This window comes from Actinoplanes sp. NPDC051388 (genome assembly GCF_055586225.1).
The window spans coordinates 232,398-256,810 of the sequence record NZ_JBVJIP010000006.1; the positions used below are offsets into that span (position 1 = coordinate 232,398).

Sequence of the window (24,413 nt, forward strand, 5' to 3'; positions counted from 1 at the left end):
GGAACGGCCTACCTATTGGACCGGGGTGCTGACCGGGCCGGCGCGGGCTGCGGCTCCGGCGGGTTTGGGCAGGTGGCGGGTGGTGACCTGGACATGGACCACGACGTCCAGTTGGTCGACCTCGCAGGAGATCAGGGTCGCGCCGTTGGCGGCGACCAGGCGGGCGGCCGCCGCGCACGCCGCGGGCTCGCCCTCGAACACTCGGGCCGCGCCGGCCAGTGCGCCGAAGTCGGCGGCGGTGTGTGCCTGGTGGCGGGCCACCCGGGCGGCGCCGACCGCCGCGCCGGCCAGGCCCGCGGCGACCAGCACCAATCCGATCGCCAGGACGAAGATCGTCGCGGCGCCACCGTCTCGGGCCAGGTCTTCGCCGGCCCGGCCATTCGTGGCCCGCTCGTGCGTCCTCACCGGCTCGGTCCTGGTCATCATGGGATTGGGCCGGTTGAGGCGGGTTCGCGGGCGGCGGTGGCCTCGGCGGTGATCGTGATCAGCGGGAGGGCCTCGCCCAGCGCTTGGATCCGGGACTCGACGACCACCGTGACCGTGTCGGCGCCGGGGATGACGTCGATTGTGGAGCCCGGTGGCGCGATCCGGGCCGCGGCCGGGAGGCCGGGCTCGCCTCGCGCGGCGGCCAGCGCTCCCTCGCGCGCGGCGTCCACGCACTGGACCTTCGCGGTGACCGCGCCCACCGCCATCAGGCCCGCGAACAGCAACACCATCAGCGCCGGCAGCCCGGCGGCGAGCTCGGCAGTGAACGCACCCCGGTCGCCACCGGGCCGCCGGCGCCCGGTCACTTCAGGGCCTTCTCGATGATCTCGGTCAGCGCCGCCTGCACCTTCGGGCTCGTGACGACCTTGAACAGCAGGCCGGCGAAACCGACCGCGGCGAGCGTGCCGACGGCGTACTCGGCGGTGCTCATCCCGGCCTCCGCCGCTTCGCTGCTGAGTCTGGCGAAGCGGGCTTTGAGTCTGTGCACGTGGTTCTCCTTACTGGTGGGGTGGTTCACAACACGTCGCCGAGCACGGCGACCAGCACCGGCACGAGGCCGGCGAGCACAAAGGCGGGCAGGAAACACAGCCCGAGCGGAAGCACGATCAGCACGCTCGCGCGCTGCGCGGCGGCCTCGGCGGCGACGACCCGGTCGGCGCGCAGGTCGTCGGTCAGTCGCGTCAACGCGCCGGCCAGGGCACCGCCGCTGTCGCTGGAGCGGACGGCCGCGGCGACCAGCCGATGCGCGCCGGTGACGTCGCCGAGGTGAGCCCAGGCCTCGGCGGGTTGAGCGCCGAGGCGAAGCGACCGCGCGGTCCGTTCCAGCCGCTCCCCCAACGGGCCGCGGAGCGCGTCGGCCACCGCGAACACCGCCCGATCCACCGGCGCACCGGCCCGCACCGCCGCGGCCAGCAGGTCCGCACACAGTGGAAGGTCCGCCGCCGCACGCCGACGGGCCTCCCGGACGTCCGCCGGCTCGCGACTTCGCAGGAAGCGGTGCATGCCGACACCGACCGCGACGCCGGGCACGATCGCCCACCACCGCCCCACGAACGCCACCACGCCGAGCGCGGATCCCGCCGCCAGCAGCACATGCAGGCGTCCCTGCTTCCGGCCGGCCGTCATGAGCCGCGGCTCGCGCCGGCCGTCCCGGCCTGCTCGACCGCCGGCTGTGGGTCATTGACGGCGACCGCACACACGAACGGCGCCGATCCGAACCGGCCGGCCGCGGCATGAATCAGCACAGCCGCACAACAGGCCCGCAACGGCACCGCGGCCGGGCCACGGCCGGTGAGGAAACGGGCCGCACCACAGTCGTGACGGGTCATCGCCCGACCCCGGACACCAGACGGTCGGCCCACCACAGCCCGGCGCATTGCAACAGCACGGCGCCGATCGCGCAGGCCGCTCCCGCGCGGGTGTGCAGCAGAATCTCCAGTGGGTCCGTCCCGATGCTGTAGCCCAGGCCGATCCCGCCGAGCGGCAACGCGGCCAGCAACATCGCGGTCGCCTGAGCGCCTGCGGCCTGTGCCGCCGCTGACGCGCCGGCCCGGTCGGCGGCGCGGGCGTCGGCCTCGATGCGTTCGACGAGCTCGGCCGCGGGCGCGCCGGTTCGCTCGGCGAGCCGCCAGACGGCGGCGGTCAGGTCCGCGATCCGCGCGTCGCCGACGGCTCCGCGAAATTCGGCTCGCCGTGAACGCGCGCCACCCATTCCAGGTGCCGAAGTGAGCGCGTCACCGACGGATCCGCGAGATTCGGCTCGCCGCATCGCGGCTTCGGCGGCCTGGGCTCGCCTTGAACGCACGTCACTCATTCGAGGTACCGAAGTGAGCGCGTCACCGACTGCAGCTTCGCAGGCGGCACTGTCCTCACGCCACGCTTCAAGCACGTTTCCGGTCCTCGGACTCGGCACCGGCCCGCTGCCACTCCATCGGCCGGACGGCTTCGGCCCTGTCATCGGCCGTGCGCCTTCGAGGCGCACACCGGCCCGTGCCGGGCCCCTGGATGCGCCGGCGAGATCTGCCTGGGCCGCGGAGTCGCGGGCGGTGGCTGTTGCCAGATGACCGGTCAGCGGTGGTGGCAGCCCGGCTCGCAGCTGGCCGGCCAGGGCACAGAGGTCATCGAGACTGCGCGACCGCAGTTCGGCCGCGGCGCGGCGAGCGGTCCATCTCAGCGCGGCCCGGACCGCGAGGATCGAATAGACCGCCAGCATGATCGCTGCTACCAGCCCACCGGCCAGGAGCCCGACTCCCGCGGCCAGGCCGGCTGTCAGGAGGGTGAGCCGGCGCGGATTGGTCGCAGCCAGCTTCGCGATCCGCCGCCGGAATGCGACGAGGTCGGGTGTCCAGCCCGCGCGTTGCGCCTGCGACCCGGTCAACCGCCGCAACGGTGACCTGCGGTGCCGTACGACGATCACCGCGGCCGCCATCAGCATGCCGAGCGGCAGCCACCAGCCGGCACTGTGGACAATCTCAAAGCTGCTCAAGACCGGGTCCGGCCTTGTCCCGAGGTGGGCAGGGTCCCGGTCCGCGACAAGCCGGTGCTGAGCTTGCGGACGTGCCGGCCGGGCGGACCCATGCGTTGCGGGCGGTCCACCCAGGCTGCGGCAAGGCCTCCGGCCCCGGATCCGGGACGCCGTGCGGGGGTCACGGGATCCCGTCGGTCGTCCCGGTCGGCAGGCTCGATCAGATCAGCCCACGGCCGACCGGATCGGGTCGGCGAAGCAGCGCCCGTGGTCGGCCCAGGGTTGGCGGCGGCTCCGATCGCAGGCACGCGCGGCAGGCCGGGCACCTTGCTGGGCGCACGCAGAGCGGGCGTCCGCGATCGATCTACGCCCACCCCTGCGGTCTCATCGGCCGGATTTCCGCCAGACGTCGTGGGGACCGAGCGAGCCAGGTTTGGCGGAGTCGGGGCGAACGCCGACCTACGCGACGCAGAGGTTGAGCTCGAAGGGCGCGTCGCGGGCACCCGCACCGAATCGGAGCGGTGGCCGCTGGGCCGGGCGGGGCGGAACCCGCTGGCGCCGATCGGATCGAGTACCGCGGGTGCCTCCGCGCGAGATGCGGATGGGCGTTGACCGGACTGAGGTCCCGAGGCGTGCGCCCCATCGGCACGGGTGGCTGACCGCCCAGGTGGCGTACCTGCCTGGGCTGCGGCGGTGAGCAGGGGTGGGATGGGGACGTTGCGGGCGGCGATCAAGCGGGCCAGGGCTTCGGCGGCCGGGCCTGTGCCCTGGCGGCAGTGCCACGCCGGGACGACGGTGGGGACACGGTCGGGTCCGGTGGGCATCAGCACGCTGATCGACTCGAGGATGCGGCCGGTTGCGGTGCGGCGTACCTGGAGGATGACCTGCAGGGCGGCCACGACCTGAGCGTGCAGCGCCGCTCTCGGCAGACCGCCCAGCAGGCCCAGGGCCTCCAGGCGCGCGGGCACGTCGGTGGCCGCGTTGGCATGCAGGGTGCCGGCGCCGCCGTCGTGGCCGGTGTTCAGGGCGGCCAGGAGGTCGACGATCTCGGCGCCGCGGCACTCGCCGATGACCAGCCGGTCGGGGCGCATGCGCAGGGCCTGCCGGACCAGGTCGGTGAGGCCGACCGCGCCGGCACCCTCCACATTGGCCGTGCGGGTCTGCAGAGCGACCAGGTGCGGGTGGTCGGGGCTGAGCTCGGCGGCGTCCTCGACCAGGACGATGCGCTCACCGGGTGGCACCAGGCCCAGGAGGGTGCCGAGCAGGGTGGTCTTGCCGCTGCCGGTGCCGCCGGCGACCAGGTATGCGAGGCGGGCGGCGACGATCGCCGCGAGCACCGCCGCGGCCTCGGGGGTCACGGTGCCGTGGGCCACCAGGTCGGCGAGGGTGAACGGGCGCTGGCGGAAGGTGCGCAGCGACAGGTAGGGGCCCGAGGTCGCCACCGGTGGCAGGACCGCGTGCAGGCGGGAGCCGTCGGGGAGGCGGGCGTCGGCGTAAGGCTGACCGTCGTCCAGGCGCCGTCCACAGGCCGCGGCGAGGCGTTGGGCCAGGCGGCGTACCTCATCGGGGCCGTCGAAGCGCACCTCCGCGCGGTGCAGTCCCGCGCCGCGGTCCACCCAGACCTGCACGCCGTTGACCAGCACATCGGTGACCGCCGGGTCAGCCAGCAACGGCGCGAGCGGTCCCGCGCCCACCAGATGGTCGTGCACCTGGCCGGCGAGGCGCAGCACGGTGGCGTCGCCCAGCACCGCACTCTCCGGTTCTCGCCGCACCGCCGCGACGACGGCAGCGGGGGTGGCTTCGACGCCGTCGGCGGCGAACTGCTGGCGCACCCGCTCGGCCATTCCCGCGGGCAATTCCTTGACCTTGGTGGCGGGCACGCCGGCGGCCGAGAACGCACCGGATTGGCCCGGTGAGGAATGGGCCGACCGAGGCGAAGGAGCAAGCGCGCCGTCCAGAGGGTGTTCCGCGGCGCGGACCGGCACCGATGCCTGGTTGGCAGGCGCAACGGTCACGCCGGCGGCAGGGAACGCAGCGGATTGGCCCGGTGAGGAGGGGGCCGACCGAGGCGAAGGAGCAGGCGTGGCGTCCACAGGGTGTTTTGCGGCCTGGGTCGTGGCGGTGGGAGGGGATGGGTGGGAGCGGGGCAGGGGTGCCAGGGCGGAGAGGTCGGGGGTCATGCCGCGTCCGCCCTCGGCGTGGTCAGGCTGGTGATCAGGTGCTTGCAGAGGTCGGCCAGCGGGCCTCTGCCCGTCGCCGTGGGAGCCTCGCCTCGCTCGACGGCCTGGCTCATCCCCGGATCGGGCCGCAACGTGCCGGCCAGCGGCAGACCCAGGGCCGCGGCCACCTCGCGCGGCCGCAACCGGCCCGGTGACGGGCCCCGCACCACCACCGCCCGGTCATCGCAGTGCACGGCGACCATCGCGTTGACGCAGGCCGCCGACGCGACCGCCCGCAGCTCGGCCGGCACCACCAAGAAGGCACGGTCCGACGCCTGCAGCGCGAGCACCGCCGCGTCGTCCAGGTGACGCGGCACGTCGATCACCACGACGTCGCGGCCGCGCCGGGCCGCGTCGAGAGTGGCCGCCATGGCTTCCGCGGCGATCGGGATCAGCTCGGCGGTGGGCTCCGGGGACGCCTGGGGCGCCCGGGCGAACGAGAGCAGCACCAGGTCACCGCGGTTGGGCAAGGCGTTCAGCAGAGCCGGCGGGTCGACGTGGCCGCCGGTGCGGGCCAGGGCCGGCCAGCGCAGCCCGTCGACCTGCTCCCAGCCGAGCGCCAGGTCCAGGCCACCACCCAGCGGGTCGGCGTCGACCAGCAGGGTGCGGCAGCCGGCGTTGACCGCCGTCACGGCCAGCCCGGCGGCCAGAATGCTGGCCCCGGCACCACCGCGACCACCGACGACCGCGAGCACCCGCGCGGCGGCCGGTGGCGCGGGACACTCGGCGAACCGGTCGACCACCCACGGCTCGGCGACCGGCAGCATCGCGACGTGTTCGGCGCCCAGATCTCCGGCCGCCTGCCAGACCTCGTCGGGCACCGATCCGGGGCCGACGATGATCACCCGGTCGCGGCGCGGCAGACGGGCCAGCACGCACGCATCCACCTGGTCGGCGCCGATCAGCACCAGCGGCGCTCCCGGATAACGCGCCCGGGCGGCCGCCGGGTCCGGGGCCACGTCGACGTCGGTGCCGCCGGCCGCGGCGAGGCGCACCAGATCGTCGAGCAGGTCGGCGTCGGCGGTGAGCACGAGTGGCAGGCGGGGTCCGGTCCGAACGGTCATCGCGGTGGGCCTCCTGGGGAGCGGGTGGGCTCACACCGTGCCGCGGAAGGCATGCCGGACGGCGGCGAAAATCGCCTGCCTGTGGATAAACCGGCAGGCTGTGGATAACCCGGCGCCCTCGTGTGGATGTGCTAATCCGTGAGGTGAAAGCGAGGCTGGCGCGGGTGCCGGTTGGGTATGTTGTGCCGACACGGAGACGATGGAGATGGCATGGAGACCCCGATCCTGAGCACGCTCGGCGACGACGGCGCCGCGCGAGTCACGTTGCTTGGTGAGATCGACTTCTCCAACGCCGACGAGGTCGCCCAGGGCATTCGCGACGCGATCGCGGAGTGGCGTCCGCCGGTGGTGCGAGTCGATCTGAAGGAAGCCGCGTTCATCGACTCGACCGGCCTCGGCGCACTGATCGAGGGTTACCAGGCGGCGGCCGTGGAGCAGAGCACGTTCGTCGTGGTCAACCCGACGCCGGCCTTTCGCCGCGTGCTGTCGGTGACCGGCCTGACCCAGCTTTTCGGCCTGACCGAGCAGGCCCAGGAGGGCGACATCGACTTCTCGGCCACCGAAGCGGCCGGAGCTTGAGGCCGAAGGCAGACGTGCCGGAGATAGAAGACGACCCCCGTCGGGGGAGACGGGGGCCGTCCTTGGATTCGGCTCCGGGGGGGTCGAGCCGAATCAACTCGGTGATCGCGGGGGGCGCAACCACCGAGGGCTTTAGGTAGGAAACGCGACAGTCACGCAGGCAACGTGAATCTCAGTCGCAACACAAGCATGCCTCAGTCGAGCGCCACCGTCGAGTACCAGGCGTCACTGAGTGCGACGTTCTTGGCACTTTCTTTCCGTAACCAGTGGTGATGGTGACTGTGGACAACGACGGCCGGGCGTGGCGAACCGCTACACTTTCGGCCCGTGGGGCGCAGCGCCGCGTTTTTCGACCTCGACAAGACCGTCATCGCCAAGTCCAGCGCTCTGGCCTTCGGACGGCCTTTCTATCGTGATGGCCTGATCAGCCGCCGTGACGTGGTGAAAAGCGCCTACGCGCAGTTGATGTTCCGGCTCGGCGGCACCGACGAGCAGACCATGGCGCGCACCCGCGACTACCTGGCCGACCTCTGCAAGGGCTGGCGGGTCGAGCAGGTGCAGCAGATCGTCGCGGAAACCCTGCAAGAGCTGATCAATCCGTATGTGTATGCCGAGGCGGCGACGCTGATCGGCGAGCATCAGGCGGCCGGCCGCGACGTCGTGCTGGTCTCCGCCTCGGGCGAGGAGATGGTCCGCCCGATCGGCGAACTGCTGGGCATCACGGACATCATCGCGACCCGGATGAGCATCGCCGACGGGTGCTACAGCGGCGAGATCGAGTTTTACGCGGCGGGCGAGAACAAGGCGGACGGCGTACGCAGCATGGCCGCCGAACGCGGCTACAACCTGTCGGAGTGTTACGCATATTCGGATTCGAGCAGTGATCTCCCCCTGCTCGGCGCGGTCGGCCACCCCAGTGCGGTCAACCCGAGCCGCAACCTGCGCAAGGTGGCCGTGGAACACGCCTGGCCGATCCTGGAGTTCCGGCACCCGGTGCCCCTGGGCCGCCGGCTGCGCGACCGCCCGGCCGTCCCGGTGGCCGCCGCGGCTCTGGGCGTCGGCGTGGGCGTGGCGATCGGCATCGCGATCTACGGCCGCCACCGTCGCATGAAAGCCGCTCTGGCCTGAAACCACGCAGGTCAAGTGTCTGACTGATTCGCTTAAGTCCAAGTTTGACGGCGGAACCCATGGCGATCAAGAGAGCAGCGGCGTAGAAAGAACAAGCGGGAACCGAGAGATCGGATTCCGTGCACGGCCACCGGGAACCCACGCGCGATCAGCCACGGCAGGCACGTTGCGGCGGCACCCCGACCCGCACACGAGTTCACTCGGAAGCGGCGACGGGACTGTCGACAACGACCCAGGTGCACGCTTGATAACCCGGCGGACGAGCGAAAGAACGGCGCCTCCCGAGGCGCCGTTCTTCATGTGCGGAGCAATCAGGCGTTGACCGCGGCGAGGTGCCGGTTCCGCAGTTCGTGATAGACCGCGCGGAAGACCTTGGGCCGCGAGTGGAAGTCGACGCCCTGCGCCCACAGTTCCGTGTTCACCGTCGTGCCGTCCCGGCGCTCGATCAGCACGGTCAGGCCGCTCTCGATCTCCCACGGCCCGATCTTGTGCGTCGCTTTGTGCAGGCGGACGTGCGCGATCTCGTCCCACTGCATGGTGCGCGACCGCAGCAGCCCGCGCAGGTGCAGGCCCTCGGGGCCCACATAGACGCCCATCTGCAGGATGCGCCAGGCGCCGAGCACCCAGACGACGGCCAGGATCGAGGCCATCACCCGGATGCCGTGCCAGCCCAGGCCGAACGTGTCGACGCTGGTCCAGCCGAGCAGCCCGAGGGCCACCGCCTCCCAGCCGATCACCAGCCACCGGCCGGTGCCGGTCGAGTACGGGCGCACCCACGTCTCGTCCACGCGGAGAAGTATGCCAAGGCTTCAAGGGACGAATGGTGCCTTTCCGGCATCGACGCAGATAGGCACCAAGCGGGTGAGCACGGATCCGCCGTTAGGCCGTGGCAAGCACCCCATCGCCGATCACGATGATCTCGTCCGCGCCGGCCGAGACGGCAGCCGCGTAGTGCCGGAGCCACGAGCGCATGCCGTCCGGCGTACCGGTCGCATAGGCCCCGGACGCGCCCACGTACTCCGGCTCACGGGAACGGTGACCCACCTCGGCCGCGACCAGACCGCGCGGATCGAGCCCCCGGCTGATCAGGGTGAGCCGGGCCGCGGACCGGGCCACCACCCCGGCCGGCCCGGCGAACGGACGGACGGTGAGCAGCTCGGCGTGCACGATCGCGGCCAGCAGCAGCGGCGGTGTGGTCTCGTTGCCCGCGACCAGCGCGGTGAGGCCGTCGATCCGGTCGGCGCCGGAGATCGGCCGGCCCAGGTCGTCGGGCGCCACGATGCCGCGCGCGGCCAGCACGTGCAGCCGGGCCAGCACCTGCCGCGGCGCCTTCGGCCAGAGGTCGACCAGCCCGCCCAGACCCTCGGCCACCCGCAGGGCGCCCTGCACCACCGCATCGGTCACCGTGCCGGCGCGGATCTCCTCGGCTTCGTACCCATGGCCCTCCAATGCCGCGCTGGCCACCGCCGAGCGCAAGCTGACCTCGGCCGCGACCCGCCCACCCTGCCGCCGCAACGCGCGATGCCGGAGCGCGGCATCGACGCGGTCGCGCGCCTCCGCGAGGGCGGGTGCGACGTCGGCGAGCTGAAGAAGTGGCGCGAGCGGATCGGTAGGCACGCGTCTACGGTAGCGGGCAAAGAACCCGAAACATCTGATGCGCGAAGGCGCTCGAATACGGCAAGATTCGATCAGCACGAAGCACTAGCGGGCCGACCGGCGCGCGCTGCCCGCCATCGGGCGCGCTACCCGGCGCAACCCTCGCAGGGCCCGGCCGGCCCAACTATGTTCAAGGAAAAGCCCCGGTGAACGGCATAGGAGCCGCCCTCATGAGCAAGAGCTTGGAGAACCTGTACTCGGAGACGCGGCAGTTCCCGCCGCCTGAGGCGCTGGCCGCCGGCGCCAACGTGAAGGCCGACGCGTATGAGCAGGCCGCGGCGGACCGGATCGGCTTCTGGGAGGAGCAGGCGCGCCGGCTCACCTGGGCCAAGGAGTGGGACCAGGCGCTGGACTGGTCGAACCCGCCGTTCGCGAAGTGGTTCATCGGCGGCGAGCTGAACATCGCCTACAACTGTGTGGACCGGCACGTCGAGGCCGGCCGGGGCGACAAGGTCGCGATCCACTGGGAGGGCGAGCCCGGCGACACCCGCACGATCACCTATGCCGACCTGCTGAAGAGCGTCAGCCAGGCGGCGAACACGCTGACCGAGCTGGGCATCACACCCGGCGACCGGGTGGCGATCTATCTGCCGATGATCCCCGAGGCGGCGGTCGCGATGCTGGCCTGCGCCCGGGTCGGCGCGACACACAGCGTGGTCTTCGGCGGCTTCTCGGTGGACGCGCTGTCCACCCGCATCCAGGACGCGGACGCCAAGCTGGTGATCACGTCCGACGGCGGTTACCGGCGCGGCAAGCCCTCGGCGCTCAAGCCGACAGTGGACGAGGCCGTGGCGCAATGCCCGAGCATCGAGCACGTGCTGGTCGTGCGGCGCACCGGCGAGGACGTGGCCTGGGGCGAGAAGGACCTGTGGTGGCACGAGACCGTGGAGCAGGCCAGCCCGGAGCACAAGGCCCAGCCGTTCGGTGCCGAGCACCCGCTCTTCATTCTCTACACCTCGGGTACGACCGGGAAGCCCAAGGGCATCCTGCACACCACCGGCGGTTACCTGACGCAGGTTTCCTACACGCACAACGCGGTGTTCGACCTCAAGCCGGACACCGATGTGTACTGGTGCACCGCGGACATCGGCTGGGTGACCGGGCACTCGTACATCGTCTACGGCCCACTCTCCAACGGCGCCACCCAGGTCATGTACGAGGGCACGCCGGACACCCCCCACAAGGGACGGTTCTGGGACATCGTCGACAAGTACAAGGTGTCGCTGCTCTACACCGCGCCCACCCTGATCCGCACGATGATGAAGTGGGGCGACGACATCCCGGCGAAGGCCGACCTGTCCTCCCTGCGGGTGCTGGGCAGCGTGGGTGAGCCGATCAACCCCGAGGCCTGGATGTGGTACCGGGAGAACATCGGCCGCGAGCGCACGCCGATCGTGGACACCTGGTGGCAGACGGAGACCGGCGCGGTGATGATCTCGCCGCTGCCCGGGGTGACCGCCACCAAGCCGGGCTCGGCGATGACCGCGCTGCCCGGCGTCGTGGCCGACGTGGTGGACGACGAGGCCAACCCGGTGCCCAACGGCGGCGGCGGATTCCTGGTGCTGACCGAGCCCTGGCCGTCGATGCTGCGCACGATCTGGGGTGACGACCAGCGGTTCAAGGACACCTACTGGGCGCGCTTCGGGGCCGGCGCGGGCAACGGCGACGACTGGATCTACTTCGCCGGCGACGGCGCCAAGAAGGACGAGGACGGCTCGTTGTGGCTGCTCGGCCGGGTCGACGACGTGATGCTGATCTCGGGGCACAACATCTCCACCACCGAGGTGGAGTCGGCGCTGGTCTCGCACCCGTCGGTGGCCGAGGCGGCCGTGGTCGGCGCGACCGACCCGACCACCGGGCAGGCGATCGTGGCGTTCACCATCCCTCGGGGCAATGTGGACACTTCGGGTGACGCGGGCGAGAACCTGATCCAGGACCTGCGCAACCACGTGGCCAAGAAGCTCGGCCCGATCGCCAAGCCGCGGCAGATCATGCTGGTGCCGGAGCTGCCGAAGACGCGGTCCGGAAAGATCATGCGGCGACTGCTCAAGGACGTGGCCGAACACCGGTCGCTGGGCGACGTCACCACCCTGCAGGACTCGGCGGTGATGGACATGATCTCGTCCGGAATGAAGGACAAGAAGTCCGAAGACTGAGAGCTTGCTGATAGACGCCCGGGGACTTCGGTCCCCGGGCGTTATCCGTGCCGCGTAGCCTGTCCGGCATGAGTTCGCAGGTGGACGAGTCGTGCGTGCTGGTGGAGGGCCCCTGGGCACACCGCTTCGTGGGCGCCAACGGCAGCCGGTTCCACGTGGTCGAGGCGGGCACCGGGCCGCTCGTGCTGTTCCTGCACGGTTTCCCCGAATTCTGGTGGGCGTGGCACGACGTGATGACCCAGGTGGCCGACGCGGGCTTCCGCGCCGTCGCGGTCGATCTGCGCGGTTACGGCGCGAGCGACAAACCACCACGGGGGTACGACGGATACACGATGGCCGCGGACGTCACCGGCCTGATCCGCGCCCTGGGCGAGCGTTCCGCCACGGTCGTCGGGGCCGGCGCGGGCGGCATGATCGCCTGGGCGGCCGCCGCCTTCCACCCCAAGATGGTCAACCGCCTGGTCATCCTCGGCGCCGCGCATCCGTTGCGGCTGCGGGCGGCGCTCTTCGCGGACCCGCGCGGCCAGATGGCCGCGACCGCGCCGATTCTCAAATTCCAGGTCCCGCGGTACGAGCACGTGCTCACCAAGGACGACGCGGCGGTCGTCGGCGAGCTGATCGAGCGGTGGAGCGGGCCGGAGTGGCGGCAGACGCCCGAGTTCGAGGACTATGCGGCCCGGTGCCGGCAGGCGATCCAGATCCCGCAGGCGGCGTTCTGCGCGCTGGAGGCATACCGCTGGGTGTTCCGGTCCGCGTTGCGGCTGCAGGGCTACCGGTTCGTCAAGCTGATGCAGAAACCGCTGGTCACGCCCACGCTGCACCTGCACGGGGCGCTGGACACCGCGGTGCTGCCGCGCACGGCACAGGGCTCGGGCCGCTACGTGATCGCCCCCTACGAGTGGCGACTCATCCCGGACGTCGGGCACTTCCTCCACCAGGAGGCCGCCGACCTGGTCACCGGCGAGATCCTGCGCTGGGCGAAGACGCCCTCCTAGACCCGATGCTCGTAGAGGTCGCTGACCTCGTGCTGCGGCGCCCAGCCCTGATAGACGCCGTAGTCGAACTCCTCCAGGCCGAGCTGGCGGGCGATCGGGGCGCGGCCGCCGGTGTACTCCACCCGCAGCCAGGTGTCCGACTCGGCCAGCACCACGAACGGCTGGCCGCGCCATGTGCAGGTGGTGCGCACGTAGACCATGTCCTCGTACTCGTGCGGCTGCAGGACCCGGACGAACCGGCCCGGACGCACCTCCTCGAAGCCGTCGCCGGCCTCCGGTGCATAGATGCGCACGCTGTCGCCGTCGGGGGCCGCGTCGAACTCGCGTCCCTGCCAGGTCACCACGTATCCGTCGCGCATCACTGCTCACCGACCTTGCGCCACTGCGGGGCGTCCGCGTCGAAGATCGCCACCATCTTCTCGGTGCCGTCCCCGTCCATCCGCCACAGCTGCGCGCCGTGCGGCAGCCGCACACTGTCCACCTTGAACTCGGCGACCACGTCACGGCCCTCGCCGGGCGCGAATCCGTTGCCCCGGAACGGCGGCCGCTCGATCACCCAGCCGTCCATCGCCCGCAGCGCCTGCTCGCTCTGCCCCCCATAGGGAATGCGATAAAGGCTTGGACGGTACGCGGGCCAGCGCAGCACATAGGCCTCTTTGGCATCGGCCGTGTAGGACGTGCCTTCGTGCACCAGCCCGAGAGCGGCGAACAACTCGGCCGGAGTGCGCAGGTGCTCGACCTCGTTGGCGCGATGCACGAAGCCCGCCACCCGGTCGTAGCCCCGCTCGAGGTAGTAGTCGACCTGGTCGGTGGGCACCGTCTTCTGCATCACGGTGGCGTGCTGAGCGGCGTCGCTGACCCGCTGCGGCAACGGCGCCGGCTTCTCCGGACGCTCCTCGGCCTCGGTGCCCAGCCCGGCCTCGGCGGCCCAGTTGGCGAGCGCGATGACCTGGGCGCCCGGGTATTTCGCACCGATCGGGGACTCCGGGTTGACCGCGAAGGACCAGGCCGGGTCGGGCCAGTTCTGAATCAGCTCGAGGAACTTCACGGCGACCGTGCGAGCCGGCTCGTGGAAATGCTCGGACAACCGGTCGCGGCTGGTGAACACCACCAGGAACGTGCCGCCGTCCATCTCCTCGGTGCGGAAGACGAACCCGGACTCGCCCGGCGAACTGCCGGGGCGGGAGCTGTCCGCGACCGGGACCAGGATGGTGGCCAGCAGCAGCGTCGAGAGGAACGAATCGGTGCTGCCCTCGTCGGCCGCGCCGAGCAGGTCGCGCTCGGTGGAGTTGGCCGGGACGAAGGCGTCCTCCGGCTCGGGGGCCGGCTCCTGGGCCTGCGGCGGCGGTGCCTGCGGCGGGGCCATCTCGCGGGCCGGGCGGTCGGTGCCGGGAGCGCCCGGGACCACCGGCGGCGCGAACGTGGGGCGCTGCGGAGGCATGCCGTCGCCGGTCTGGCGGCGCGGCATGGTGCTCGTGTCCGAGCCGCCGGCGAGGTGGCTCGGCAGCGGCGGGGTTTGCGCCAGCGGGGTGCGGGTGGGCAGGCCGCCGCCGGCCGCCGGCTCCGGCGGGGACTGCGGCGTGCGGGTGGGCAGTGGCTCGGGCGGGCTCTGGGTGCCGCCGCGGGCGGCGGCGAAACCACCGGTGGCGGCGGCCAGGCCGCTGCCCTGCGGAGGGCCGGGCGGGGTGCCCGGCTGGCGGGTGGGCAGGCCACTGACCGGTCTGGCCGGAGGGCTGCTCACCGGGGCGGGGGCGCCGCTCGGCGGTGCGCTCGCCGGGCGAGTGGGCAAGCCGCTGGTGGGCATGTTCGGCGGGGCGCTCGCGGGCCTGGCGGGTGGTGCGGACGCCGGGTTTGCGCTGGTGGGGATGCTTGGGGCGTGGTACGCCGCCGGCACGGCGGTGGCGCCGCCGCCTGGGGTGCTGTCGGATCCGCCTGGGCCGGCCGGCACCCGGGACGGCAGGCCGCTCGGCAGCACCGCGCCCGGGGTGCGGATCGGGAGGCCGCCCGGGCCCATCTGGCTGCGGTCGACTGTGGGGTTGCCGAAGTTCGGCTGGCCGGCTGCGGCTTCTCGACCGCTGCCTGCGCCTTCCCGACCGCCTGCGGCTTCACGGCCGCCGCCTGCGGCTTCGCGACCGAAGCTTGGCGGGCCACCTGCGGCTTCGCGACCGAAGCTTGGCGGGCCGCCCGCGGCTTCACGACCGCCGCCTGCGGCTTCACGACCGAAGCTTGGCGGACCGCCTGCACCTTCGCGAGTGCCGCCGAAGCTCGGCGGGCTCCCTGGGCCTTCGCGACCGCCGAAGCTTGCGGCTTCCTGGCCGGGGCCGCCGATGCTTGCGCCCTCGCGGTTGCTGCCCGGGGCGTCACGACCGGGACCGCCGAAGCCGTCCTGGCTCGGAGCGCCCGCGCCGCCCGCGAATCCCGCGGCCGGGCCGGAACCGGCAGCTGCCGCCGCGGCGGCTGCACCGCGACTTCCCATCGCGGCCGCGGCGCCTGGCACCCGAGTCTGATCCGGCGCCGGCGGGAACGATCCCCCACCCGGCCGGAATCCGGCATCGGCGGCGGCCGCGCCCTGGACACCGGCCCCGGTCGGCGGCATCGGCCCACCCTGGTCACTGCGGCCGGCCGCCATCGCGCCGGCCTTCTGCTCCTGACCCTCGCGACCCGGCCCGCGTTTGGGCAGCCGCACGTCGCCGCGGGACAACTGGGCGACGAACCAGGCCGGCAGATAGCCCTCGATCGGCAGGCCGGGGTTGACCGCCAGCCACCACTCGAGGTTGGGCCAGGTGTCGGCGAGCTCGCCGTAGGCCACCCGCCGGGCCGAGCCCGTGTAGTCGGCCAGGCAGGCCTGCAATGCCGATGGAGAGGTGAACGCAAGCACATGTGTGCGCCCGCCGGTGCTCCACGTGCCCCAGCCCAGCGGCGCAAGGCCGGCCAGCGCATCCGCGGAGACGGGCAGGAGTAGGTCGACGCCGGCGAGGATCCGGAAGTAGGACTCCTGATCATCGGTGCGCAAGGCGTCGCGCATCGCCTTCTCGGCGTCCGTCGCAGGCTCCCACTCGGACACGTTCACTCTCCCAACGCGCGCGAACGAGACCATCTCAACGCGTACAACCTACAAGGTCAGGCGACGATCACAATGGGCGGCAGAGGGCAGACAACCAAGTTGGGTGTATACCGATGCTGTGATCGGGCCACTACGGCAACTTTCGTCACCCTGAGGCCCGCGGCAATCACCGAAAGTAGCAACGCTCGCGCGCGCACGTGAGGAAAAAGAAGTACGGCCGGGACCTGCCCCACGAAGGGCACATCCCGGCCGCGCAACGATCACTGGAAGCGCTGCGTCGCCGACTTCTCGGTCTGCTGGTAATCCATGGCGGACTCGTCGACCGCCACCTTGATGTTGCGAAGGATCTCGGAGAGGTCCGCCGCCGCGGTCGACCACTTGCGCTGACGTTCCGCGTACGCCGCCTGCGCCTCGCCCTCCCAGGTGGCGACCAGCGGACCGGCGTCACGCTCCAACTGGCCGAGCTGCGACTGGAGCTCGCTCAACGCCTTCTGAATGTCCGCGCTGGCGTTCTGCAGAGCGCCGAAGTTGACCAGAAGCATGCCGTCGTTCATAAGATCTCCTTTCCCTGGGCTCAGAGCGGCAGGTTGAACGAGCCGCCGGACTTGCCGACTCGGGTCGCCGCGGACGTGTCAGTGGTGTCGTAGCTCTTGCCCGACGAAGCGATCGCCTCGGAGGTCTCGGAGAGCGCCAGGTTGAGCTTCTTCAGGTCCGCCGCATATTGCGTCTTGACCTTCTCGAACTCGCCTGCGGCGAGGCCCTTCCAGGCCGAGCTGAGCACTGACAGCTCGGACATGAGGTTGTTCAACATGGACGTGAGCGAATTGTTCACCGTGTCGAACTTGTTGGCGGTGCTCGCCATCACATCAGATTGTGCCTGCGTCTGGGCCACCCCGGACGTCACCCCGCTTTCTCGTCTCGGTTACATCTGGCGGCCGGATCTTGGCGTCCACCCTGGACGACAAATGCGATCCAGCACATCGATGCAGGAGACCTCAGGCTAAACCCTCAGGGCGAGCCATGGGGGGCAGCGCTGAGCTGGTCATCGATGCTTTCCGTCGCCGACGGTAGCGGCGGCGGACAAACGGCGGTAGCCCCGCGACACAAACTGTGGATAACCGTCAGCCTGTGGATAACTCGCCACCCGGCCACCGCCCCCTGCGAAACTGATGCGCGCCATACGATGAGGCACACACACCGGCAGATATGTCGATCTAGGGAGGGCGGGCGCGGGTGACAGCGGAAATGGCCGGCGGCCGTGGTTATCCGGGCCTCGGCGCGAGCGCGCCGAAACAGACCCGCGCGCGCGTGCGCGTGCGCCGCCACGGCCGGATCCTCGGCATGCGCGTGGGCCAGCTGGTCAGCACCCAGTTCGCCGTCGTGCTGCTGCTGGTCGGAGCGGTCTACGGCACGATAACGCTGGCCGTCGCGGCGCTGGTCTCGGTGGTCCTGCTGGCGGTGACCTGGCTGCGATTGCGGGGCCGCTGGGCGTTCGAGTGGATCAGCATCGGGTTGCGCTATTCAGCACGCCGACGCTCGGCGACGCTCGACAGTTCACCCGCCGCGCTGCTGCAGTTCGCGGTGCCCGGTGCCCGGGTCGAGCAGACCGAGCTGGCCGGCGACACCGCCACCGTGATCGTCGACGGCCACGGGATCACCGCCGTGCTCGAGCTCGGCGACCCGGCCGGATTGCTCGCCGAGGACGCGTTCGCACTCCCTTCGCCGGTGTCGTTGCTGCCGCCGGCCGGCGCCGTGCACCCGCCGTGCCGCATCCAGATCCTCTTCACCGGTGTGCCCGCACCCGCCCTGCGCGCCGGAAGTGGCACACCCGCCAACTCTTACCGGCAACTCACCGAGGGCCGCCTGCTGGGTTACAGCCGCGCGCTGATCGCCGTCCGGGTGCTGCACGCCGAGGGCTGGACAGCCGAGGAACTGCGCATCAGTTTGTCCAGCTTGGTCAGAAAGATTCCGCGCCGCCTCGGCAACGTGCCGGCCCGGCCGCTGGGCGAGGCCGCCGCGTTGCGGGTGCTCGCCGAGCTCGCCCACGACGACGCGGTCGGACCGGCCCAGGAGACGTGGCCCGGCTTGCGCATCGGCGGCCTGGCCCAGGCGACCTACCGATTGGTGCGCTGGCCGGATCTGTCGGTCGAGACGTCGCGCCGGCTGATCGGGCGATTGCTGTCGCTGCCGGCGGCGGCCACCACCGTCGCGCTGACCGCCGGGCCGCGCAGCGAGGGCAACCGCACCACGGTCGCGATGGATCTGACCGTGCGGCTGGCCGCGACCGACCAGTCCGCGCTGGGCGCTGCATCGCAGGCCCTGCGCAAGCTGCTGGCCGGCGAGCGGGCCAGTGCACGCCGGCTCGACGGCGAGCACCTGGACGGATTCGCGGCGACGCTGCCGCTCGGCGGCGGTCCGCTCACCGAGGTGCCCGGCCACCCAGCCGACACCGAGCTGCCGCCGGACATCGCCGACGGCCTCGACCTGACCGTCGCCACGGCCGGCATGATGCTCGGCCACAACCGGGCCGGCGAGCCGGTGGTGGCGCGGTTCTTCCGGCCGGAGCAGACCCGGGCGCTGCTGGTCGGCGGCGTCCGATGCGCCCAGTTGGTCGCTCTGCGAGCAATGGCGCTCGGCGCACGCGTTGTGGTGCAGACGGCGCGCCCGCAGGCCTGGGAGCCCTTCGTGCGTGGAGCGGCCGTCCCCGGCGAGGCGATCGCGGTGGTGCCGCCCGGGCGCGCGGTCGAGATCCCGCCCGGCTCCGCGTTGCAGCCGCTGCTGGTCGTGGTCGACGTGGGCCCGGTCGGCGCCGACACCCGCCCCGGCGCCGGCTGGCAAGCGACCCTCGTGGTGCGCGACGAGTTCGGCCCGGCCGACGTAGACGTCGCCTCCCGAGCCGACCTGCTGATCCTGCAGCCGTTGCGCCCCGACGAGGCCAGCCTGGTGGGCACGGCGATCGGACTGGGCGACACCGCGCAGTGGCTGACCCGGATCCGCCCCGACATGGTCGGTCTGATCAACCGCCGAGCGGTCCGCTGGGCGGCCCTGGCCCAAACCCACATCGAAGCCCAACTGATCGGCCCACCAGCCAGAGGCTGACGCAACCCGCAACCCGCAACCCGCAACCCGCAACCCGCAAGACCACCAGCCCAGCCTCCCGCGCGCAGGCACCCTCCCAGGCGCGGGCACCCTCCCGCGCGTGGGCACTCTCCCAGGCGCGGGCACCCTCCCGCGCGTGGGGCACTCTCCCAGGCGTGGGGCACTCTCCCAGGCGTGGGGCACTCTCCCAGGCGTGGGGCACTCTCCCAGGCTGGGCAGCGACCCATGCAAGATCGCCTGGCATGCGGGCCGCGGGCTACAGAGCGGCGGGCTGCCGCCACAGACCGCCGAGCCGCAGGCGACTGGCCGGAGTTGCGGCTGGGTCAAGAATTGATGTCGGCAAGACCCCGATAACGACCCGCATCCGCACCGACACGGCCAGCCCGATCAATCGCCACGCGGTCCACTGAGCGGCCCCGACCCTCGTCGAAGCCCAGCCGATCGACCCACCGGCCACGCACTCACGCGACCCGCAACGCCGCAAGCGGCAGAGCCGGCGCCTGCGGCAGCTGGGTCAAGAATTGATGTCGGCAAGATCGCGGAGTGTCGCGGGGCGGAATGGTGGGGTGGGTTGGCAGGGGCATGGCACCATCCGGAGCCATGGGCATTCTGATCCGGCTGTTGGTCACCGCGGTGTCGCTCTGGATCGCGACTCTGGTGATCGATGGCATCGAGCTGACCGCTGACACCCTGCCTGGCAAGATCGGCACGCTGCTCGCGGTGGCGGTGATCTTCGGTGTGGTGAACGCCGTGCTGCGGCCGATCATCAAGACCATCGGGTGCGGGCTTTATGTGCTGACGCTGGGCCTGATCGCGATCGTGGTCAACGGTCTTCTGTTCCTGCTGACCGACTGGATCGCGGGACAGTTCGACCTGCCGTTCAGCGTCGACGGGTTCTGGCCCTCGGCCGTGCTGGGCGCCCTCGTCGTCGGCGTGGTCAGCTGGATCCTCAACGCGGTGATCCCGGACGGTCGCGACGACGACTGAGCCCCGGGTGACGAACGCCACCTGCAAGGACTGATCGGAGCCGCCGCCCTTACGGTGGGGGCATGAGCGACGAGCGGCGTGGTTACACCTTCGGGCTGATCGCGTACGCGCTGTGGGGCTTCTTCCCGATCTATTTCAAGCTGCTCAAGCCCTCGCCGCCGTTCGAGATCCTCGCCCATCGGGTGCTCTGGTCGGTGGTGTTCGTCAGCCTTCTGCTCGCCGCCGCGCGCAACTGGCGGTTCCTGCGCCGCCTCGCCCGAGATCGGCGGCTGCTCGGCGGCGTGACCCTGGCCGGCGTGCTCATCGGCGTCAACTGGGCCACCTACATCTTCGGCGTCAACTCGTCGCGGGTCGTCGAGACCGCGCTCGGCTACTTCATCACCCCGCTGGTCGTGGTGCTGCTCGGTGTCACGGTGCAGCGCGAGCGCCTGCGCGGCTGGCAGTGGGTCGCCGTGGGCATCGGTGCGATCGCCGTCGCCGTGCTGGCCGTCGACTACGGGCATCTGCCCTATATCGCACTGACCCTGGCCGCCAGCTTCGGCTCGTACAGTTTGATCAAAAAGCGGTTGGCTCTGCCGCCTGCCGAGGGACTGTTCGTCGAGTCGGCTGTCCTGGCGGTGCCCGCGCTGGCCTATCTGACCTGGCTCAACGCGACCGGTGGGGCGCAGTTCGGGCACGTCTCGGTGTGGCACACCATCCTGATGCTGCTCTCCGGCGTCTTCACCGCGGTGCCGCTGCTGCTCTTCGCCGGCGCCGCCAACCGGGTGCCGCTGGTCGGGCTGGGCCTCATGCAGTACGTCGCGCCGATCCTGCAGCTGGCGCTCGGCGTGCTGCTCTTCCACGAGCCGATGCCGCCCGCCCGGCTCGCCGGATTCGCGCTCGTCTGGGCCGCCTTGATCGTCTTCACCGTCGACGGCATCGCCACCGCACGGAAGACGGCCAGGAAAGAGCGGGACGGTCGGAAAGCGAAGAGGACGGCGGCCGATCCGACGGCCGCCACCGTCGAACCGGCCGCCGCCCTACCGCCACGCTGACGAGGCCCGAAGGCCCGGAGCCGGAAAGGCCTCGTCAGGGGACGTCATAGGCGAGCAGCACCTTGCCATCGATGCGAACCAACTCCAGGCGGGAGAGGCTGCCGTCCGGGAAGTGCGTGGTCCCGGGCATGCTGAACTCCTTGCCGGGGACCGCGAGCCAGGAACCGAGCTGGTCGTCCTCGTCATCCGGGCCATAGGCCACCAGCCGCACCGTGTACGGCTTCTGCTCCGAGGAACTGCGGTGGTACGAACACAGCAGGTCGACCCGGGTGCCACCGGTCGTGGAAGTCAACCGGACCTGCGCGCTGATCGGCACCGAGCCGTCGGTCGGCACCATCGCGATCGAGGGCCGCGGATCGTCCGCGCCACTGTTGCCCGTCACGAACACCGCGCCCACGCCGACGATCAGGGCCAGCACAGCGGCGGCCAGGGCGGTGCTGAGCACGCGTACGCGGGTCCGCTTACGCTCCCGCCGCCGGGTCGTCTGGACCGCGTGCACCAGGCTCGACGTGCGAGCGGGCGACGGTGCGGGCGACGGCGGCCGGCTCAGCGTCGGGTCGAGCAGTTTGGCGAAGTCAGCCGGGTCGAGCCGCCCCAGCAGCCCCGGAAGCACGGCGATGTCGGCCACCGCCTCGCGGCAGAACGAGCACGTCGCCAGGTGCTGCTCATAAGCGGCACGTTCGTTGGGCGACAGGGCGCCGAGAACGTACGCGCCATCGTCATGCTCGTGCTCGCACTTCATCCCGTCACCCCCATCTCGCTCAGAACCATCCGCAACGACCGCAGCGCATAGTGCGTCCGCGACTTGACCGTGCCCGGCGGAACACCCAGCCGAGCGGCCGCCTCAGCGACCGAACGTCCCTGGTAGAAGCACTCGACCAGCACTTCACGATGCTGTTTGGTGAGACGCGCGAGCGCCTCCGCCACCGTCCACGCCTCCACGGCCCGATCGGCCTCGTCCGCGCTCGGCGGCGGTTCCGGAATCATGTCGGTCATCACCTCGCCCACCCGCACCGACCGGCGCCGCCAGGCGTCGATGGCCAGGTTGCGCGCGGTGGTGAACAGCCACGACCGCACGGCACCCCGCTCCGGGTCCAGCGCCTCCGGATAGCGCCAAGCTCGGAGCAGCGTCTCCTGCACAAGATCTTCGGCCTGCTGGCGATCGCCGCCGGACAGCCGGACCGCGTGCCCGTAGAGCGCCTCACCATGTTCGACCTGCAGCACGCGAAGCAGTTCGGCGTCCTGATCTTCCAAGACCCAGCCCCTCCCTCGCGTTCCACACTCCTTTACGTGCGAGGGCACGGCTCGGTTCAAAGAATCATCAGGCGGTAGCGGCGTCACCACCGCTTGACAGGGCCTCGGCCACATTGCGGGCGGCGGCGGTCAGTTTGGCGCGGACCACCCGCGCGGAGGTGAGCATCTCGGCGGCCGGCAACGCGCACGCCAGCACCAGGCGACGCTCCATGTCGCGGTCGGAGATCACGGTCACCGCCGCGCAGGCCACGCCCGCCTTGAACTGGCCCATCTCGAGCTGCATGCCGCGCCGCTCGCCGGCCGCCAGGTCCGCCTCGAGCGCCTCGCTGGTGATCAGGGTGGCCGGGGTGAACGGCCGCATCCCGTAGTCCCGCAGGTAGCGGGCCCGCTGATCGGCGGTGAGCGTGGCGAGCAACGCCTTGCCCAGCGCGGTCGCGTGGCCGCCCTCGTCGAAGCCGGGGGCCATGTCGTCCAGATATGGCGAGCGGGCGCCGTCGGCCGACGCGGTGACCGCGATCCGGCCGCCGACGAACCGGCCGAGGTAGTGGCTGTAGCCGGTGTCGACCGCGGCCCGGCGCAGCGCCTCCCCCACGGCCGGCGGGCCGCGGAAGGCGGAGACCAGCTCGCGATAGCGATCGGCGATCTCGAGACCCACGATGTATGTGCCGTCCTCACGACGGATCACATAGCCTTCGTACGCCAAAGTGCGGACAAGGTGATACGTCGTCGCGACGGTGAGTTCGCACCGCCGAGCGATCTGTTTCACGGTGAGTCCGCGCGGAGCCCGACCGACCGACTCGAGCACACGCAGGGCGCGTGACACGCTCCGGATGAGGTCTGACGGCTCCGCCAGAGGGTCGCGCACAGCCACCTCCGACGCCGGGGACTTACACCATATGAATAATCTTCCTCCGACGGAATGCCAAAAGCGTGTGGATCCTGGTCGATTTGCACGTGCCGTGTGGTCCTTCCCACTCCCTGTGCGTAGATGCATCACGCAGGCTTAGTCTGCGAACCGATGGCCGAACCCGTGATCCCCACCGCCGACGCGCCCCCCACCAGGGCTAACGTCCGTCGGCCCGTCCGCGCCGCCACCGGCGCGCTGACCACCACGATCGCGGTGTCCATTCCGGTCTTCCTGGTCGGTGGGCTGGCCGTGCAGATCGGCGACGAACTCGGTTTCTCGCCGGCCGGGCTCGGTCTGGCCGTCTCGGCCTACTTCGGCGCCAGCGCGCTCGCGTCGGTGCCGGCCGGGGCGGTGGTCGAGCGCTTCGGATCCACGAACGTGTCACGCATCGCCATCGGGGTGGCCGCGGCGTCGCTGCTCGGGATCGCGGCCGGCGCCCGGTCGCTGTGGAGCCTGATCGCGATCCTCGCGCTGGGCGCGGCGGCGAACGCCCTGGGCCAGCTCGCCAGCAACAGCAGCCTGGCCGAACACGTGCCGCCGCGGCGCCAGGGGTTGTCGTTCGGGGTGAAGCAGGCGGCGATCCCGGTGTGCACGCTGCTGTCCGGCGCGGCGGTGCCGGCGGTGGCGCTGACACTGGGCTGGCGGTGGGCGTTCGTGCTGGCGGCTGGGCTGGCGGTGGCCGTGCTGCCACTCGTACCCAAGGAAAAGAACGGCAAGCGCAAGGCGCGCGGCCAGGCCGGGGAACGGGCGACGGCCGCGCTGGTCGTGCTCGGCGTGGCGGCGACGCTGGCGGCCGGGGCGGCGAACGCGCTCGGGACGTTCCTGGTGGACTCGGCGGTGGCGCGAGGTGTCGCACCCGGGCCGGCCGGGCTGGCGCTGACCCTGGGCGGCGCGGTGTGCGCGACGGTGCGGATCGGCGGCGGCTGGCAGGCGGACCGGTTCCCGAGCCGGCAGGTCGGGGTGATCGCCGGGCTGCTGGCCACCGGGGCGATCGGGCTGGCGCTGCTCGCGGTGTCCGGCACGGTGCCGCTCGTGGTCGGCGTGGTGATGGGTTTCGGGCTCGGCTGGGCGTGGCCCGGGCTGATGAACTTCGCGGTGGTCCGGCTGCACCCGCAGGCGCCGGCCGCGGCGACCTCGATCACGCAGACCGGCGTCTATGCCGGCGGCTGCCTCGGCCCGCTGGGGCTCGGCGGGCTCGCGGCGGCGGCCGGCTATCCGACAATGTGGACGGTCGCGGCGATCTCGATGGTCAGCGCCTCAGCGCTGATGCTGGTCGGCAGCCGAATGCTGAGCCGCCACAACCCAACCCCGGCCTAGGAGC

23 protein-coding genes and 1 pseudogene are annotated in these 24,413 nt (G+C 71.6%); 8 read left to right on the forward strand and 16 right to left on the reverse strand.

The window, feature by feature from the left end:
- Positions 1-12 precede the first annotated feature (12 nt).
- The 7 genes and pseudogenes from ACZ6TI_RS17635 to ssd all read right to left on the reverse strand — a co-directional run bounded on the left by ACZ6TI_RS17635 (position 13) and on the right by ssd (position 6,233).
- Positions 13-405 carry an Rv3654c family TadE-like protein gene (locus ACZ6TI_RS17635; RefSeq protein WP_465346113.1) on the reverse strand — a complete coding sequence of 131 codons (393 nt, stop codon included), beginning with the start codon at positions 403-405 and terminating at the stop codon, positions 13-15.
- Positions 406-422: 17 nt separating this feature from the next.
- Positions 423-791, reverse strand: coding sequence for a TadE family type IV pilus minor pilin (locus ACZ6TI_RS17640; RefSeq protein ID WP_465346114.1), 369 nt, complete (start codon positions 789-791; stop codon positions 423-425).
- A complete protein-coding gene (locus ACZ6TI_RS17645) occupies positions 788-916 on the reverse strand; it encodes a DUF4244 domain-containing protein (protein ID WP_465346328.1) in 129 nt (42 codons plus the stop codon). The genes ACZ6TI_RS17640 and ACZ6TI_RS17645 overlap by 4 nt, the downstream gene beginning before the upstream one ends.
- 83 nt (positions 917-999) lie before the next feature.
- Positions 1,000-1,611: a type II secretion system F family protein gene (locus tag ACZ6TI_RS17650; protein WP_465346115.1), complete on the reverse strand. Its 612-nt coding sequence runs from the start codon at positions 1,609-1,611 to the stop codon at positions 1,000-1,002.
- A gap of 199 nt (positions 1,612-1,810) precedes the next feature.
- A complete protein-coding gene (locus ACZ6TI_RS17655; protein WP_465346116.1) occupies positions 1,811-2,971 on the reverse strand; it encodes a type II secretion system F family protein in 1,161 nt (386 codons plus the stop codon).
- 665 nt (positions 2,972-3,636) lie between these two features.
- Positions 3,637-4,794: pseudogene (locus ACZ6TI_RS17660) on the reverse strand (TadA family conjugal transfer-associated ATPase); the annotation flags it as partial.
- Positions 4,795-5,126: 332 nt separating this feature from the next.
- Entirely contained in the window at positions 5,127-6,233 is a 1,107-nt protein-coding gene (gene ssd, locus ACZ6TI_RS17665; protein ID WP_465346117.1) for a septum site-determining protein Ssd, read from the reverse strand.
- Between the two features lie 210 nt (positions 6,234-6,443).
- Here ssd and ACZ6TI_RS17670 point away from each other — a divergent pair, with 210 nt between their 5' ends.
- Positions 6,444-6,812 carry an STAS domain-containing protein gene (locus ACZ6TI_RS17670; protein ID WP_465346118.1) on the forward strand — a complete coding sequence of 123 codons (369 nt, stop codon included), beginning with the start codon at positions 6,444-6,446 and terminating at the stop codon, positions 6,810-6,812.
- A 327-nt stretch (positions 6,813-7,139) separates the two neighbouring features.
- On the forward strand, positions 7,140-7,940 hold the full coding sequence (locus ACZ6TI_RS17675; protein WP_465346119.1) for an HAD family hydrolase: 801 nt from the start codon (positions 7,140-7,142) through the stop codon (positions 7,938-7,940).
- Positions 7,941-8,251: 311 nt separating this feature from the next.
- Here ACZ6TI_RS17675 and ACZ6TI_RS17680 read toward each other — a convergent pair whose 3' ends face one another.
- Both ACZ6TI_RS17680 and ACZ6TI_RS17685 read right to left on the reverse strand, forming a co-directional pair.
- Entirely contained in the window at positions 8,252-8,728 is a 477-nt protein-coding gene (locus ACZ6TI_RS17680) for a PH domain-containing protein (RefSeq protein WP_465346120.1), read from the reverse strand.
- 91 nt (positions 8,729-8,819) lie between these two features.
- Entirely contained in the window at positions 8,820-9,557 is a 738-nt protein-coding gene (locus tag ACZ6TI_RS17685) for a Fic family protein (protein ID WP_465346121.1), read from the reverse strand.
- 209 nt (positions 9,558-9,766) lie between these two features.
- Between ACZ6TI_RS17685 and acs the strand changes: the two genes are divergently transcribed.
- Positions 9,767-11,752 carry an acetate--CoA ligase gene (acs, locus tag ACZ6TI_RS17690; RefSeq protein WP_465346122.1) on the forward strand — a complete coding sequence of 662 codons (1,986 nt, stop codon included), beginning with the start codon at positions 9,767-9,769 and terminating at the stop codon, positions 11,750-11,752.
- Positions 11,753-11,820: 68 nt separating this feature from the next.
- The gene (locus ACZ6TI_RS17695) at positions 11,821-12,747 is read left to right on the forward strand and encodes an alpha/beta fold hydrolase (RefSeq protein ID WP_465346123.1); all 927 of its coding nucleotides are present in this window, start codon (positions 11,821-11,823) and stop codon (positions 12,745-12,747) included.
- Here ACZ6TI_RS17695 and ACZ6TI_RS17700 read toward each other — a convergent pair.
- The 4 genes from ACZ6TI_RS17700 to ACZ6TI_RS17715 form a co-directional block, all read right to left on the reverse strand.
- The gene (locus ACZ6TI_RS17700; RefSeq protein WP_465346124.1) at positions 12,744-13,109 is read right to left on the reverse strand and encodes a hypothetical protein; all 366 of its coding nucleotides are present in this window, start codon (positions 13,107-13,109) and stop codon (positions 12,744-12,746) included. The two genes, ACZ6TI_RS17695 and ACZ6TI_RS17700, sit on opposite strands and share 4 nt — an antisense overlap.
- Positions 13,106-15,811 carry an SseB family protein gene (locus ACZ6TI_RS17705; RefSeq protein WP_465346125.1) on the reverse strand — a complete coding sequence of 902 codons (2,706 nt, stop codon included), beginning with the start codon at positions 15,809-15,811 and terminating at the stop codon, positions 13,106-13,108. The genes ACZ6TI_RS17700 and ACZ6TI_RS17705 overlap by 4 nt, the downstream gene beginning before the upstream one ends.
- A 260-nt stretch (positions 15,812-16,071) precedes the next feature.
- On the reverse strand, positions 16,072-16,365 hold the full coding sequence (locus ACZ6TI_RS17710; RefSeq protein WP_465346126.1) for a WXG100 family type VII secretion target: 294 nt from the start codon (positions 16,363-16,365) through the stop codon (positions 16,072-16,074).
- A gap of 20 nt (positions 16,366-16,385) precedes the next feature.
- Complete coding sequence (locus tag ACZ6TI_RS17715) at positions 16,386-16,703, reverse strand: WXG100 family type VII secretion target (RefSeq protein WP_465346127.1); 318 nt, start codon at positions 16,701-16,703, stop codon at positions 16,386-16,388.
- Between the two features lie 341 nt (positions 16,704-17,044).
- Between ACZ6TI_RS17715 and eccE the strand changes: the two genes are divergently transcribed.
- The 3 genes from eccE to rarD all read left to right on the forward strand — a co-directional run bounded on the left by eccE (position 17,045) and on the right by rarD (position 20,931).
- The gene (eccE, locus tag ACZ6TI_RS17720) at positions 17,045-18,910 is read left to right on the forward strand and encodes a type VII secretion protein EccE (protein ID WP_465346128.1); all 1,866 of its coding nucleotides are present in this window, start codon (positions 17,045-17,047) and stop codon (positions 18,908-18,910) included.
- 600 nt (positions 18,911-19,510) lie between these two features.
- On the forward strand, positions 19,511-19,897 hold the full coding sequence (locus ACZ6TI_RS17725) for a phage holin family protein (RefSeq protein ID WP_465346129.1): 387 nt from the start codon (positions 19,511-19,513) through the stop codon (positions 19,895-19,897).
- Positions 19,898-19,959: 62 nt separating this feature from the next.
- On the forward strand, positions 19,960-20,931 hold the full coding sequence (gene rarD, locus ACZ6TI_RS17730; protein WP_465346130.1) for an EamA family transporter RarD: 972 nt from the start codon (positions 19,960-19,962) through the stop codon (positions 20,929-20,931).
- A gap of 34 nt (positions 20,932-20,965) precedes the next feature.
- Here the strand turns inward: rarD and ACZ6TI_RS17735 are convergent, their stop codons facing one another.
- The 3 genes from ACZ6TI_RS17735 to ACZ6TI_RS17745 all read right to left on the reverse strand — a co-directional run bounded on the left by ACZ6TI_RS17735 (position 20,966) and on the right by ACZ6TI_RS17745 (position 23,050).
- The gene (locus ACZ6TI_RS17735) at positions 20,966-21,673 is read right to left on the reverse strand and encodes an anti-sigma factor family protein (protein ID WP_465346131.1); all 708 of its coding nucleotides are present in this window, start codon (positions 21,671-21,673) and stop codon (positions 20,966-20,968) included.
- Positions 21,670-22,185, reverse strand: a complete 516-nt coding sequence (locus tag ACZ6TI_RS17740) for a sigma-70 family RNA polymerase sigma factor (protein WP_465346132.1) — start codon at positions 22,183-22,185, stop codon at positions 21,670-21,672. Before ACZ6TI_RS17740 ends, ACZ6TI_RS17735 begins: the two co-directional genes overlap by 4 nt.
- A gap of 67 nt (positions 22,186-22,252) precedes the next feature.
- Positions 22,253-23,050, reverse strand: a complete 798-nt coding sequence (locus ACZ6TI_RS17745) for an IclR family transcriptional regulator (protein WP_465346133.1) — start codon at positions 23,048-23,050, stop codon at positions 22,253-22,255.
- A gap of 153 nt (positions 23,051-23,203) precedes the next feature.
- Between ACZ6TI_RS17745 and ACZ6TI_RS17750 the strand changes: the two genes are divergently transcribed.
- Positions 23,204-24,409 carry an MFS transporter gene (locus tag ACZ6TI_RS17750; protein ID WP_465346134.1) on the forward strand — a complete coding sequence of 402 codons (1,206 nt, stop codon included), beginning with the start codon at positions 23,204-23,206 and terminating at the stop codon, positions 24,407-24,409.
- The last annotated feature ends 4 nt before the right edge of the window (positions 24,410-24,413 follow it).

Coding starts and splice junctions, on each gene's coding strand:
- rarD (WP_465346130.1), top strand. CDS start 19,960: ATGAGCGACGAGCGGCGTGGTTACACCTTCGGGCTGATCGCGTACGCG.
- ACZ6TI_RS17670 (WP_465346118.1), top strand. CDS start 6,444: ATGGAGACCCCGATCCTGAGCACGCTCGGCGACGACGGCGCCGCGCGA.
- ACZ6TI_RS17750 (WP_465346134.1), top strand. CDS start 23,204: ATGGCCGAACCCGTGATCCCCACCGCCGACGCGCCCCCCACCAGGGCT.
- ACZ6TI_RS17735 (WP_465346131.1), bottom strand. CDS start 21,673: ATGAAGTGCGAGCACGAGCATGACGATGGCGCGTACGTTCTCGGCGCC.
- ACZ6TI_RS17645 (WP_465346328.1), bottom strand. CDS start 916: ATGAGCACCGCCGAGTACGCCGTCGGCACGCTCGCCGCGGTCGGTTTC.
- acs (WP_465346122.1), top strand. CDS start 9,767: ATGAGCAAGAGCTTGGAGAACCTGTACTCGGAGACGCGGCAGTTCCCG.
- ACZ6TI_RS17710 (WP_465346126.1), bottom strand. CDS start 16,365: ATGAACGACGGCATGCTTCTGGTCAACTTCGGCGCTCTGCAGAACGCC.
- ACZ6TI_RS17650 (WP_465346115.1), bottom strand. CDS start 1,611: ATGACGGCCGGCCGGAAGCAGGGACGCCTGCATGTGCTGCTGGCGGCG.
- ACZ6TI_RS17725 (WP_465346129.1), top strand. CDS start 19,511: ATGGGCATTCTGATCCGGCTGTTGGTCACCGCGGTGTCGCTCTGGATC.
- ssd (WP_465346117.1), bottom strand. CDS start 6,233: ATGACCGTTCGGACCGGACCCCGCCTGCCACTCGTGCTCACCGCCGAC.
- ACZ6TI_RS17695 (WP_465346123.1), top strand. CDS start 11,821: ATGAGTTCGCAGGTGGACGAGTCGTGCGTGCTGGTGGAGGGCCCCTGG.